The sequence below is a fragment of the Streptomyces sp. NPDC049915 genome (assembly GCF_040656475.1).
Lineage (GTDB): Bacteria > Actinomycetota > Actinomycetes > Streptomycetales > Streptomycetaceae > Streptomyces.
In genome coordinates this window covers 187,446-201,462 of sequence record NZ_JBFAMH010000013.1, presented here as the reverse complement: position 1 = coordinate 201,462, position 14,017 = coordinate 187,446, and the positions used below count along the sequence as shown (strand labels likewise).

The window sequence follows — 14,017 nt, the reverse complement described above, 5'->3', positions numbered from 1 at the left end:
CGGTTACATTTCGAACCCGGAAGCTAAGCCTTACAGCGCCGATGGTACTGCAGGGGGGACCCTGTGGGAGAGTAGGACGCCGCCGAACAATCATTCAAAGGGTTGGACCCAGAACTTCGGTTCCGAGTCCAACCCTTTTTTGTTTGCCGTCACTTGAGGTTCAGGTTCCGCATCGAGCATCGGTGGCATGGGTGCTGCTGCAATGCTCAGGGCCGCCGGCATAGGCGTCGGTGACGAGGTCGTCGTGCCGGCCTTCGGGAACGCGGAGGTCGCCGGTGCGGTGACCCTGGCCGGCGCGCTGCCGGTGTTCGCCGACATAGACCCGGTGACGTACTGCCTGGACACGGCCGCGGTCGAGGCGGCCCTGACTCCGCGGACCGCAGCCGTCGTTGTCGTACACCGCTTCGGGCGGGTGGCCGAGCTCGGGGCGCTGCGTGCGCTCGGGCAGCGGCACGGGCTGCTCGTGCTGGAACAGGCGGAGTCGGAGGCGCCGTACGACGAGGTCGCGCAGCGGCGAGAGCGGGCGGCCTATCTCGATGCCCGGCTGCGGGGGGTGTTGGTCCCCGACGGCGGTGACGGGCACACCTACCAGCAGTACGTCGTGCGGGTGCCGGGCAATGGGCGGCCAGATCGCGACGCTTTCGCCCGGGCCGTACGGGCCAAAGGCGTTGACTGCCGGGTGCCCGTGAAGACGCCGGTGCACCGGCTGCCGGAGTTCCGGCGGTGCGTGTCCTTGCCGGTGACCGAACGGGCCGCCGACGAGACGCTTGCGCTGCCGGTCGACGCCGGACTCACGAAACGGGACATGCAGCGCATTGTGGGTGCCTGTAATGCGCTCGGTGGGCTGCTTGCTCCGGCCTTCTGAACGAGTTTGGGAATCCCGACTCGATCAGGGTATGATTCTTTCCGTTGCCGCGAGGGAAACCTCGAAAAAGTGACAAGCCCCTATAGCTCAGTCGGCAGAGCGTCTCCATGGTAAGGAGAAGGTCAACGGTTCGATTCCGTTTGGGGGCTCCATGAGAAAAGCCCCCCGCCCGATGGGCGGGGGGCTTTTTCGTGTTCACTCCACGTTCAGTCCTTGTGCGGTTCCGGCACCCGCATCGCCAGGATGGCCATGTCGTCCGACGGGGCGTCCGAGGCAAAGCGCTCCACCGCCCGCATGATGCGTGCGGCGACCGCGCCGGCGGTCAGGCCCGTGCAGGTGGTCAGGACGTCGGCGAGGCCGTCGTCGCCGAGCATGCGGGTGCCCTCGCGGCGTTCCGTAACGCCGTCCGTGACGCAGAGCAGGACGTCACCCGGATCCAGCGTGACCGTCTGCTCGTACAGCTCCAGGTCCTCCATGACGCCCAGCAGCGGCTGGGGTTCGGCGGCCGCCTCCACCGTGCCGTCCTGGCGCAGGCGCAGCGGGAGCGGGTGGCCGGCGCAGACCACCTTCAGCTCGGCGCTGCCGTCCTCCTGCGGGCGCATCTCGCCGTACAGGAGGGTCAGGAAGCGGCTGCGGGCGCCCTCGTCGAGGATCGCGGAGTTCAGGCGCTCCAGGACGGCCGGGCCGCTCAGGCCCTCGCGCGCCAGCAGGCGCAGGGCGTGCCGGGCGAGGCCGGTGACGGCGGCGGCGTTCGGGCCGGTGCCGCAGACGTCGCCGATGGCGAAGCCGTAGGCGCCGTCGCTGATCGGGAACAGGTCGTAGAAGTCGCCGCCGACCTCGTTGCCCTCGCCGGCCGCGCGGTAGATGACCTCGACCTCGACGCCGTCGATGTGCGGCAGCTCCGGCGGCAGGAGGCTGCGCTGGAGGGACTGGCTGATGGCCGTGCGCTCCGAGTACAGGCGGGCGTTGTCCAGGGCCAGGGCGGCCCGGCGGCTCAAGTCCTCGGCCAGTTCCAGGATTTCCTGGCGGAAGTGCTCGTCGGTGGGCTTGCCCAGGGTGAGCATGCCGATGACGCGGTTGCGGGCGACCAGCGGCAGCACGACCGTCTCGCCGCCGAGCGCGGAGGCCACGGCGAGCGTGGGGCCCATGCCGGAGGCGATCTGGCGGATGGGGCCGCCGGTCAGGCCGAGGCTGCGCATGGAGCTCCGCAGGGCCGCCTGGTGGGCGGTCTCGCCGGGGGTCGTCCAGACGCGCGCGCCGGGGGTGGGCACCGGATCCGGCGGGGCGATCTTCGACAGCAACGACTTGATGCCGTCGATGAGTTCCTCGTCCTCGTGCAGGACGTACGACAGATAGGGCTCGGAGGCCTGGTCGGCGATCGTGTAGACCGCGCACCAGGTGGCCAGCGTCGGGACCGTCATCTGGGCCATGAGGGCGAGGGTCTGGTCGCGGTCCAGGGTGCCGGCGAGAAGGTCGGAGGCCTCGACCAGGAAGCTCAGCGAGCCGCGGCGCAGGCGTTCCAGCTCGCCCAGGCGGGCCGACTCGACGGCCAGCGCGATGCGGTCGGCGGCGAACTGCAGCCGCAGCGCCTCTTCGTTGGAGTAGCGGCCCGGGGCCTCGGCGGCGACGCCGAGGGAGCCGGTGAGGCGGCCCTCGACCTTGAGCGGGACGGTGACGACGGAGCGCATGCCGGTGCCGTTCAGCAGGGGAACGGCGCCGGGGACGGCCGTGAGGTCCTCGTGGACGGCCGGCATGCGGGCGGAGCCGTAGCGGCCGGGACCGGCCTCCACGGGCACGCGCGCGAAGCGCTGGCGGGCGGAGGGCAGCCCGGTGGAGGCGCGGACCTCCAGCTCGGTCTCGTCGTCGGTGGCGAGCAGCAGGAAGGCGGAGTCGCCGTCGAGCATGTCGCGGGCGCGTTCGACGGTGCGCTGGAGGAGGCCGTCGAGGTCGTCGGGCGCGGGGGAGCCGATGAAGGCGTCGAACGGGTCGTTGCTCTGGCCGTCGGCGGATGTGGCGGTGTCCGTGGCGGGAGCGCGCGAGGGCGTCTGCAGTACGGCGCGTTCGTGGTCGCGGACCAGGAGGCAGATCGTGGAGGGCTCGCCGGAGGTGTCACGGATGCGCAGGTGGGAGGCGTAGACGGGGGTGACGCGGCCGTCGGCGCAGCGGATGCCGTAGCTGCCCTCCCAGCGGGAGAGCCGGAGGGCCTCGGCGATGCCGGTGCTGGTGCCGGGGGTCTGCGGCCAGGCGGCGAGGTCGGTGAGGGGCTTGCCGGTGACCTGGTCGGCGGCGTACCCGAAGAGTTCCTCGGCGTCCTCGTTCCAGGTGCTGATCGCGCCGCCGCGGTCGATCTGGACGACGGCGACGCGGATCCGGCCGTCGGCGACGGGCAGCAACTCGGCCGGCAGGGCGGGACCGGCGGTGCGGGTGCCGACGGGGCGCGCGGGCAGGTCGAGCTGGAACCAGACGTTCTTGTGGGTGGGCGAGTACTCCACGCCCCAGCGGCCGGCCAGCGCCGCGCACAGCTGGAGCCCGCGGCCGCCCTCGCGGTCGGGGCTGCCCATGGTGACGGCGGCGCTCTGGACGGGGATCTCCCGCTCGGGGTAGCGGTCGGACACCTCGATGCGGACGCCGTTCTCCGTGCGCAGGCACAGCACGTCGGCGTGGGTGCCGGCGTGGACCACGGCGTTGGTCACCAGTTCGCTGGTCAGGACGACCGCGTCGTCCACGATGTCCGCGAATCCCCAGCCCTGGAGGGTGTCGCGGACGAAGGAGCGAGCGGTCGCGACCGATCGCCCGACGGGCTCGAAGCTGGCAGCCGCGCGCGCGGTGATCACGAAACTCCTCGGCCGGTCGTCGACGTGCTGGGCTGCCCCGTGGTCGGGCTCGCTCCGCTGGTGCGGCGGGCGCGCGCTCGTCGGCCGGGGTTCCGGGGGTTGTGCCCCCGGGATCAGTCCGGTGGTCATGTCTGCGGCCGCCCCTCCGATGCCCGCTCGTACTCGTGCCACCGCCCAGGCCGGACGGATCGGTGCGGCTGGACAGCCGCATGCAAGGGTACTTACCTTCCCCGTCCATGCGGATGCCGGTCAGCAGTGTTTCCGTCCAGAGGGTGTGCGGACGATGTGCGAAGCTGCCGAACTGTTATGGCCTGGTTCGGCGAGGGTGAAACACTGGGCAGGCTCCCGGTGAAGGTCCGGGCAGGCCGAGTGTCGTCCGGCCAGAGCGGGCAGCAGCCCGTTCGTGTGGTCTGCCGGCAACGGGCTGACACACCCGGTGGCACCTGGTACGCCGGAACGGCGGGACCGGGGCACTACGAGCACGGCAGTAACGGTCGATCCCTGCGGGAGGGACACAGTGGAGTCTGGCGCAGCGACGCGGGGCACGAAGACGCGCGCGAAGAACCAGCGCCCATCGCGGGGCGGGACGACCGTGGTGGACACAGCTGCCCTGAACCGGCTCCTGGCGGCTCTGGTGTCCATGCGGGACGGGAACTTCCGCAAGCGGCTCACGGTGTCCGGGGACGGCGTGATGTCGGAGATCGCGGCCGTGTTCAACGAGGTGGCCGACCGCAATCTGCATCTGACGGGTGAGCTGTCGCGGGTGCGGCGCATGGTGGGACGTGAGGGAAAACTCACGGAACGGCTGGAGACGGGTGCCTGCGAGGGCTCCTGGGCGGCCGCCATCGACGCCTCCAACGACCTGGTCGACGATCTCGTACGGCCCGTCTCCGAGGTCAGCCGGGTGCTGTCGGCGGTGGCGGAGGGCGATCTGTCGCCCCGCATGGAGCTGCGCACCCAGGCGCCGGAAGGGCCCGGGCATCCGCTGCGCGGGGAGTTCCTGAAGGTCTCGCGGACTGTCAACAACCTTGTCGATCAGCTGTCGACGTTCACCGACGAGGTCACGCGGGTGGCCAGCGAGGTGGGCACCGAGGGCAAGCTCGGCGGGCAGGCACGCGTGCGTGGCCTGTCGGGCTCCTGGAAGGACCTGACGGACTCCGTCAACACGATGGCCTCCCGGCTCACCGCGCAGGTGCGGGACATCGCCCTGGTGACGACGGCGGTCGCCAAGGGTGATCTGTCACGCAAGGTGACCGTGCACGTGGCCGGCGAGATGCTGGAGCTGAAGAACACCGTCAACACGATGGTCGACCAGCTCTCCGCGTTCTCCTCGGAGGTGACGCGGGTCGCGCGTGAGGTGGGCACCGAGGGCATCCTGGGCGGCCAGGCGCAGGTGCCCGGCGTGGACGGGGTGTGGAAGGAGCTGACCGACTCCGTCAACACGATGGCAGGAAACCTCACTGCCCAGGTGCGCGGGATCTCCGAGGTGACCACGGCGGTCGCCAGCGGTGATCTGTCGCGGAAGGTGACGGTTCCGGCGCGCGGTGAGGTCGCGCAGCTCGCCGACACGATCAACCAGATGACCGAGACACTGCGGATCTTCGCCGACGAGGTCACGCGCGTGGCCAACGAGGTGGGTGCCGAGGGGCGGCTCGGCGGGCAGGCGAACGTGCCGGGCGCGGCGGGCACGTGGAAGGACCTGACGGACTCCGTCAACACCGTCTTCAGGAACCTGACGACGCAGGTGCGGGACATCGCGGCCGTGACGACGGCGGTCGCCAACGGTGATCTGTCGCAGAAGGTCACCGTGGACGTGGCCGGCGAGATGCTGGAGCTGAAGAACACCGTCAACGGGATGGTGGACCAGCTGCAGGCGTTCGGTGCCGAGGTCACGCGCGTGGCGCGGGAGATCGGTGTCGAGGGTGAGCTCGGCGGTCAGGCGCAGGTGCCGGGGGCGGCGGGGACCTGGAAGGACCTGACGGACTCGGTGAACACCGCGTTCCGCAACCTCACCGGGCAGGTGCGCAACATCGCCCAGGTGACGACGGCGGTGGCCAACGGTGATCTGTCGCAGAAGGTCACCGTGGACGTCTCCGGCGAGATGCTCCAGCTGAAGAACACCGTGAACACGATGGTGGACCAGCTGTCGTCGTTCGCCGACCAGGTGACGCGCATGGCGCGGGACGTGGGCACCGAGGGCCGGCTCGGCGGTCAGGCCCGCGTGGACGGCGTCTCGGGCACCTGGAAGGAGCTGACCGACTCCGTCAACTTCATGGCCGGCAACCTCACCTCGCAGGTGCGGCAGATCGCCCAGGTGACGACGGCGGTGGCGCGCGGTGATCTGTCGCAGAAGATCGACGTGGACGCGCGCGGCGAGATCCTGGAGCTGAAGAACACCATCAACACGATGGTCGACCAGCTGTCCGCCTTCGCCGACCAGGTGACCCGGGTGGCCCGCGAGGTGGGCACCGACGGGCGTCTGGGCGGTCAGGCGCAGGTGCCCGGTGTGGCCGGCGTGTGGCGGGATCTGACCGATTCCGTGAACGGAATGGCAGGAAACCTCACCGCCCAGGTGCGCAACATCGCGCAGGTGGCCACGGCGGTGGCGCGCGGTGACCTCTCCCAGAAGATCACCGTGGACGCGCGCGGGGAGATCCTGGAGCTGAAGAACACCCTGAACACGATGGTCGACCAGCTGTCGTCGTTCGCCCAGGAGGTCACGCGCGTGGCCCGTGAGGTGGGCACCGAGGGCATCCTCGGCGGCCAGGCGGAGGTGCAGGGCGTCTCCGGTACCTGGAAGGACCTCACGCAGTCCGTGAACGGCATGGCCAACAACCTGACCCTTCAGGTGCGGTCCATCGCCGAGGTCACCACCGCCGTCGCCAAGGGCGACCTGTCGAAGAAGATCACCGTCGACGCCAAGGGCGAGATCCTCGAGCTGGTGACGACCGTCAACACGATGGTGGACCAGCTGTCGTCGTTCGCCGAGCAGGTGACCCGGGTGGCCCGCGAGGTGGGTACCGAGGGCATCCTGGGCGGCCAGGCGCACGTGCCGGGTGTGACGGGCATCTGGAAGGACCTCAGCGACAACGTCAACCTGATGGCGAAGAACCTGACCACCCAGGTGCGCAACATCTCCCAGGTGTCGGCGGCGGTCGCCAACGGTGACCTGACGCGTCAGGTCACCATCGAGGCGCGCGGTGAGGTCGCGCAGCTCGCCGACACCATCAACACGATGGTGAAGACGCTGAGTTCGTTCGCCGAGCAGGTCACCAAGGTGGCCCGTGAGGTGGGCACGGACGGCATCCTGGGCGGTCAGGCGCACGTACCGGGTGTGGCCGGCACGTGGAAGGACCTCACCGAGTCGGTGAACCAGATGGCGTCCAACCTGACCGGTCAGGTGCGCAACATCGCCCTGGTCACCACCGCGATCGCCAAGGGCGACCTGAGCAAGAAGATCGACATCGACGCCCGCGGCGAGATCCTCGAGCTGAAGACGACGATCAACACGATGGTCGACCAGCTCTCCAGCTTCGCCGAGGAGGTCACGCGCGTGGCCCGCGAGGTGGGCACCGAGGGGCAGCTCGGCGGCCAGGCACGCGTGCGTGACGTCGACGGCACCTGGCGCGACCTGACCGAGTCCGTGAACGAGATGGCAGGAAACCTCACCCGGCAGGTGCGGGCCATCGCGCGCGTGGCGACCGCGGTGACCCGCGGCGACCTGAACCTGAAGATCGACGTGGATGCGTCCGGCGAGATCCAGGAGCTGCAGGACTACATCAACAAGATGATCGCCAACCTGCGCGACACCACGATCGCCAACAAGGAGCAGGACTGGCTGAAGGGCAACCTGGCGCGCATCTCGGCGCTGATGCAGGGCCGGCGCGACCTGGAGGACGTGGCCTCGCTGATCATGAGCGAGCTGACCCCGGTGGTCTCCGCGCAGCACGGCGCGTTCTTCGTCGCCATGCCGCTGATGGAGGGCAAGGACGTCTCCGGCGGCGAGGACGACTACGAGCTGCGCATGCTCGGGTCGTACGGCTACTCGATGGGCTCCATGCCGACGTCGTTCCGGCCCGGTGAGGCGCTGGTGGGCACGGCCGCCGAGGAGAAGCGCACGATCCTCGTGGAGAACGCGCCCAGCGGCTATCTGAAGATCTCCTCCGGGCTCGGTGAGGCGCCGCCCGCGCAGGTGATCGTGTTGCCGGTGCTGTTCGAGGGCAAGGTGCTCGGCGTGATCGAGCTGGCGTCGTTCACGGCGTTCACGCAGATCCAGAAGGACTTCCTGAACCAGATCGCAGAGATGATCGCGACCAGCGTCAACACCATCTCCGTCAACACCAAGACCGAGCAGCTGCTGAAGCAGTCGCAGGAGCTGACCGAGCAACTGCGCGAGCGGTCGGCGGAGTTGGAGCAGCGGCAGAAGGCGCTTCAGGCGTCCAACGCCGAACTGGAGGAGAAGGCCGAGCTGCTGGCGCGGCAGAACCGCGACATCGAGGTGAAGAACACCGAGATCGAGGAGGCGCGGCAGGTCCTGGAGGAGCGCGCCGAGCAGCTCGCGGTGTCGATGCGGTACAAGAGCGAGTTCCTCGCCAACATGTCGCACGAGCTGCGTACGCCGCTGAACTCGCTGCTGATCCTGGCCAAGCTGCTCGCGGACAACGCCGAGGGCAACCTGTCGCCGAAGCAGGTGGAGTTCGCCGAGACGATTCACGGCGCCGGCTCCGACCTGCTGCAGCTGATCAACGACATCCTGGACCTGTCGAAGGTCGAGGCGGGCAAGATGGACGTCTCGCCCACGCGGATCGCGCTGGTGCAGCTCGTGGACTACGTGGAGGCCACCTTCCGGCCGCTGACCGCCGAGAAGGGCCTGGACCTGTCGGTGCGGGTCTCGCCGGAGCTTCCCGCCACGCTGCACACCGACGAGCAGCGGCTGCTGCAGGTGCTGCGCAACCTGCTGTCGAACGCGGTGAAGTTCACCGACTCCGGTTCGGTGGAGCTGGTGATCCGTCCGGCCGGCGCCGACGTGCCGCAGTCCATCCGCGAGCAGTTGCTCGAGGTCGGCTCGCTGACCAGCCCGGACGAGCCGCTGATCGCGTTCTCGGTGACCGACACCGGTATCGGCATCGCGGCCAGCAAGATGCGGGTGATCTTCGAGGCGTTCAAGCAGGCCGACGGCACCACCAGCCGCAAGTACGGCGGTACGGGCCTCGGGCTGTCGATCTCGCGGGAGATCGCGCAGCTGCTCGGCGGTGAGATCCACGCGCAGAGCGAGCCGGGGCGCGGTTCGACGTTCACGCTGTACCTGCCGCTGCACATGAGCGAGCTGCCGCCGCAGGGCTACCAGCAGGCCGCGCCGGCGCTCGGGGGCGGCGAGCGGGCGGCGTCGCACAACGGAGCCCGGGAGCTGTCGGGTCCGGACTTCGAGACGCCGGCCGAGGTGAAGTCGTATCACGAGACCCAGAACGGTGCCGCGGCGCTCTTCCGGCGCCGCCGCCGGGCCGCGTCCGCGGCGCTCGAACAGCGCCCGGCCGCCCAGCCCGAGCAGTGGTCCGGGGCGGCGTCCGGTGCGTCCGGGGTCTCGGGTAGCGAGCACGAGGGGGCGCCGCAGCCGCACCGGGGCATCCGCTTCGGTGGCCAGAAAGTGCTGATCGTCGACGACGACATCCGTAACGTCTTCGCGCTGACGAGCGTCCTGGAGCAGCACGGGCTGTCGGTGCTGTACGCGGAGAACGGCCGCGAGGGCATCGAGGTGCTGGAGCAGCACGAGGACGTGGCGGTCGTCCTGATGGACATCATGATGCCCGAGATGGACGGGTACGCGACGACCACGGCGATCCGCAGGATGCCGCAGTTCTCCGGGCTGCCGATCATCGCGCTCACCGCGAAGGCGATGAAGGGCGACCGGGAGAAGGCCATCGAGTCGGGCGCGTCCGACTACGTCACCAAGCCGGTCGACCCCGATCACCTGCTGTCCGTGATGGAGCAGTGGATGCGCGGGGAATGATCGGTGACGTTCACCGGGAGCCGCTGACGCACGGTGCGCGTGGCCGTGTAGAAGTACGGGATTCGGGGAACCTTCTGGTCTCCCACTACGTTTCTGCTACGTGCACAGTGACATCGCGGTGACAGGGTGTGGCGACAGGCGGGGTGCAGCTACGATGACCGGCACGAGGACGGACGGCGCAAGGGAGTCGTCCAGTGGGGCGGCGCCCGGTGCTTCCCCAAGTCCTGCGGACAGGGGAGGCCCCAAGCCGGGGCGAGGAGGACGGGCCATGGTGCAGAAGGCCAAGATCCTCCTGGTCGATGACCGGCCGGAGAATCTGCTGGCGCTGGAGGCGATCCTCTCTGCGCTCGATCAGACGCTGGTGCGGGCATCGTCCGGGGAGGAAGCACTCAAAGCACTGCTCACGGACGACTTCGCGGTCATTCTGCTGGACGTCCAGATGCCGGGCATGGACGGGTTCGAGACGGCCGCGCACATCAAGCGGCGGGAGCGGACCCGGGACATCCCGATCATCTTCCTCACCGCGATCAACCACGGCCCCCACCACACCTTCCGCGGCTACGCGGCGGGTGCGGTCGACTACATCTCCAAGCCCTTCGACCCGTGGGTGCTGCGCGCCAAGGTCTCCGTGTTCGTCGAGCTGTACATGAAGAACTGCCAGCTGCGTGAGCAGGCGTCGCTGCTGCGGCTTCAGTTGGAGGGCGGCGGCAAGGGCGGTGTGGCCGGCAAGGAGTCGGCCGGGCTGCTCGCCGAGCTGTCCGCGCGGCTCGCCGCCGTCGAGGAGCAGGCGGAGGCGCTGTCCAAACAGCTGGACGAGGAGTCGGCCGACGCGGCCGCGGTCGCCACGGCGGCCCACCTGGAGCGCAAACTCACCGGGCTGCGCAGGGCCCTGGACGCCCTGGAGCCGGGCACCGGCAGCGGCGGCTCCCCGGTGCCCTCGCAGGGCTGACGCCGCACGGGGTGCGAACGACGCGTGCGGTACGCCCAGTTGCGTATGAGCGCGCGTCAGCTCCCCCCGGTGTCGGGTGGGTCGTTCCGCTTGCCGTCAAGCACGTCGGCTTCCCTGCTGTCTGCGGCGACACGAACGGGTGAAGCAGTGGGCACACGTGTCCGCTGACGTCTCCACCGGTAACCTCACACCCATGGCCTCACGTCCCTCCGCAGCCAAGAAGCCGCCCGCGAAGAAGGCGGCCGCTCCCGCGAAGGCTCCGGCGAGGAAGGCCGCCGCGAAGAAGGCCCCGGCCAAGAAGGCGCCCGCCAGGAAGGCCGTGGCGAAGAAGCCCGCGCCCAGACCGGCGCCCAACCCCACCGGGGGCGTGTACCGGGTCGTGCGCGCGCTCTGGCTCGGCGTGGCGCACGCCGTCGGCGCCGTCTTCCGCGGCATAGGGCAAGGAGCGAAGAACCTCGATCCCGCCCACCGCAAGGACGGCACCGCGCTGCTGCTGCTCGGTATCGCGCTGATCGTCGCCGCCGGCACCTGGGCCGACCTGAAGGGCCCGGTCGGCGACCTGGTCGAGATCCTGGTGACCGGTGCGTTCGGCCGGCTGGACCTGCTGGTGCCGCTGCTGCTCGGCGCGATCGCGGTGCGCTTCATCCGCCACCCCGAGCAGCAGGACGCCAACGGCCGGATCGTGATCGGGCTGTCCGCGCTGGTCATCGGCGTGCTCGGCCAGGTCCACATCGCCTGCGGCTCGCCCGCCCGCAGCGGCGGCATGCAGGCCATAAGGGACGCCGGCGGCCTCATCGGCTGGGCGGCGGCCACCCCGCTGACGTACACCATGACCGAGGTCCTCGCCGTGCCCCTGCTGGTGCTGCTGACCATCTTCGGGCTGTTGGTGGTCACGGCGACCCCGGTCAACGCGATCCCGCAGCGGCTGCGGCAGCTCGGCGTGCGGCTGGGCATCCTGCCCGACCCGGTGGGCGACGAGTACGACGAGTACGCCGAATACAGCGACGACGACGAACGCTACGACGAGCAGTGGCGCGAGGCACTGCCCGCGCGCCCCCGCCGGCGCTCGAGCGCCCCTCAGGGACACGACCCCGACAGCGCCGAGCAGCAAGCCCTCGCCCGGCGCCGGGGCCGCCCGCGCCGCTCCGCCGTGCCGCAGCCCGCCCCTGACCGGCAGCTGGACGCCGTGGACTTCGCCGCCGCTGCCGCCGCCGACCTCGACGGCGCGGTCCTGCACGGCATGCCGCCCTCGCCGATCGTCGCCGACCTGACCCAGGGCGTGCGCATCGGCGACCGCGAGGACACCACCCCGACTCCCACGCCTGCCCCCGCGCCGGCGTCCACCCCGGTTCCGGCCGCGCGGCCCCAGCCGGGCAAGCGCACCCCGCCGCCGGAACCGGAAGAGACGAAGTCCGCGGTCCCCGACCTCACCAAGGCGCCGCCGAGCAAGCCGCGCGACCTGCCGCCGCGTGCCGAGCAGCTCCAGCTGTCCGGCGACATCACCTACGCGCTGCCCTCCCTCGACCTGCTCACCCGTGGCGGCCCCGGCAAGGCGCGCAGCGCGGCCAACGACGCCATCGTCGAGTCGCTGACCACCGTCTTCACCGAGTTCAAGGTCGACGCGCGCGTCACCGGCTTCACGCGCGGCCCGACGGTCACCCGCTACGAGGTCGAGCTGGGCCCGGCCGTCAAGGTCGAGCGGATCACCGCTCTCACCAAGAACATCGCCTACGCAGTGGCCAGCCCGGACGTGCGGATCATCAGCCCCATCCCGGGCAAGTCCGCGGTCGGCATCGAGATTCCGAACACCGACCGGGAGATGGTCAACCTCGGCGACGTACTGCGTCTCGCGGAGTCCGCGGAGGACGACGACCCGATGCTGGTCGCCTTCGGCAAGGACGTCGAGGGCGGGTACGTCATGCACTCGCTGGCGAAGATGCCGCACATGCTGGTGGCCGGCGCCACCGGCTCCGGCAAGTCGTCCTGCATCAACTGCCTGATCACCTCGGTGATGATGCGCGCGACCCCGGAGGACGTGCGGATGATCCTCGTCGACCCCAAGCGGGTCGAGCTGACCGCATACGAGGGCATCCCGCACCTGATCACGCCGATCATCACCAACCCCAAGCGGGCCGCCGAGGCGCTGCAGTGGGTCGTGCGCGAGATGGACATGCGCTACGACGACCTCGCGGCGTACGGCTACCGGCACATCGACGACTTCAACCGTGCCGTGCGCGAGGGCAAGGTCAAGGCGCCCGAGGGCAGCGAGCGGGAGCTGCAGCCCTACCCGTACCTACTGGTGATCGTCGACGAGCTGGCCGACCTGATGATGGTCGCGCCGCGCGACGTCGAGGACGCGATCGTGCGCATCACGCAGCTCGCGCGCGCCGCCGGCATCCATCTGGTGCTCGCCACCCAGCGCCCGTCCGTCGACGTCGTCACCGGCCTGATCAAGGCGAACGTGCCCTCGCGGCTGGCGTTCGCCACCTCCTCGCTGGCCGACAGCCGCGTCATCCTGGACCAGCCGGGCGCGGAGAAGCTGATCGGCAAGGGCGACGGGCTGTTCCTGCCGATGGGCGCGAACAAGCCGACCCGTATGCAGGGCGCGTTCGTGACCGAGGAAGAGGTCGCTGTCGTCGTCCAGCACTGCAAGGACCAGATGACGCCGGTCTTCCGGGACGACGTCGTCGTCGGGACCAAGCAGAAGAAGGAGATCGACGAGGACATCGGCGACGACCTGGACCTGCTGTGCCAGGCGGCCGAACTGGTGGTCTCCACGCAGTTCGGGTCGACGTCCATGCTCCAGCGCAAGCTGCGGGTCGGCTTCGCCAAGGCGGGCCGGCTGATGGACCTGATGGAGTCGCGCAACATCGTCGGCCCCAGCGAGGGCTCCAAGGCACGGGACGTGCTGGTGAAGCCGGACGAGCTGGACGGGGTGCTGGCGGTGCTCCGGGGTGAGTCCGAGGGGTAGGCCGATCGCGGAGAGGCTCGGGATGCGGAGGCTCGTCCGGCGGGAGAGGTTTGGGGCCCGGCGGTTCACCCTCGGGTACGACGTCGACCGCGAGGGTGCATCCGCCGGGGAGGGACAACGGGCGCGATGGTGCACCCGTCGGGGACGGACGCGGCGTCCGGCGGCTCGTCCGCCGGGCAGGGCGTCGGGTCCGGCGGCTCACCCGCTGGGGAGGAATGCGGGTCACGGGCTCGTCCGGACGAGTGGGAGTGGTTCCGGCGGCTCACCCGTGTGGATGGTCCGTGACTCACCCGTTAGAGAACGCCGGGCAACCGTTTCCCTTTGACACACGTCAAGTTGAGCGAGAGGACGGGTAGGGGTTTCATCATGGGCCCCGCGCCCGTCCCGTCAT

5 protein-coding genes, 1 tRNA gene and 1 rRNA gene are annotated in these 14,017 nt (G+C 70.1%); 6 read left to right on the top strand and 1 reads right to left on the bottom strand.

The window, feature by feature from the left end:
* From rrf to AB0J12_RS23435, 3 genes are all read left to right on the top strand, one after another.
* Positions 1 to 88, top strand: a 5S ribosomal RNA gene (gene rrf / locus AB0J12_RS23445); the annotation flags it as partial.
* 114 nt (positions 89 to 202) lie between these two features.
* On the top strand, positions 203 to 865 hold the full coding sequence (locus AB0J12_RS23440) for a DegT/DnrJ/EryC1/StrS family aminotransferase (RefSeq protein ID WP_363266314.1): 663 nt from the start codon (positions 203 to 205) through the stop codon (positions 863 to 865).
* Positions 866 to 941: 76 nt separating this feature from the next.
* Positions 942 to 1,017, top strand: a tRNA-Thr gene (locus AB0J12_RS23435).
* A 54-nt stretch (positions 1,018 to 1,071) separates the two neighbouring features.
* Here the strand turns inward: AB0J12_RS23435 and AB0J12_RS23430 are convergent.
* Positions 1,072 to 3,828 carry a SpoIIE family protein phosphatase gene (locus AB0J12_RS23430; RefSeq protein WP_363266309.1) on the bottom strand — a complete coding sequence of 919 codons (2,757 nt, stop codon included), beginning with the start codon at positions 3,826 to 3,828 and terminating at the stop codon, positions 1,072 to 1,074.
* Between the two features lie 388 nt (positions 3,829 to 4,216).
* Between AB0J12_RS23430 and AB0J12_RS23425 the strand changes: the two genes are divergently transcribed.
* The 3 genes from AB0J12_RS23425 (at position 4,217) to AB0J12_RS23415 (ending at position 13,626) form a co-directional block, all read left to right on the top strand.
* Positions 4,217 to 9,706, top strand: coding sequence for a HAMP domain-containing protein (locus tag AB0J12_RS23425; protein ID WP_363266308.1), 5,490 nt, complete (start codon positions 4,217 to 4,219; stop codon positions 9,704 to 9,706).
* A 268-nt stretch (positions 9,707 to 9,974) separates the two neighbouring features.
* Positions 9,975 to 10,655 carry a response regulator gene (locus AB0J12_RS23420; protein WP_363266306.1) on the top strand — a complete coding sequence of 227 codons (681 nt, stop codon included), beginning with the start codon at positions 9,975 to 9,977 and terminating at the stop codon, positions 10,653 to 10,655.
* A gap of 193 nt (positions 10,656 to 10,848) precedes the next feature.
* Positions 10,849 to 13,626, top strand: coding sequence for a DNA translocase FtsK (locus AB0J12_RS23415; RefSeq protein ID WP_363266304.1), 2,778 nt, complete (start codon positions 10,849 to 10,851; stop codon positions 13,624 to 13,626).
* The last annotated feature ends 391 nt before the right edge of the window (positions 13,627 to 14,017 follow it).

Bases quoted from the DNA above. Each gene is read 5' to 3' on its own strand.
- AB0J12_RS23440 (WP_363266314.1), top strand. From the start codon at position 203: ATGCTCAGGGCCGCCGGCATAGGCGTCGGTGACGAGGTCGTCGTGCCG.
- AB0J12_RS23430 (WP_363266309.1), bottom strand. From the start codon at position 3,828: ATGACCACCGGACTGATCCCGGGGGCACAACCCCCGGAACCCCGGCCG.
- AB0J12_RS23420 (WP_363266306.1), top strand. From the start codon at position 9,975: ATGGTGCAGAAGGCCAAGATCCTCCTGGTCGATGACCGGCCGGAGAAT.
- AB0J12_RS23415 (WP_363266304.1), top strand. From the start codon at position 10,849: ATGGCCTCACGTCCCTCCGCAGCCAAGAAGCCGCCCGCGAAGAAGGCG.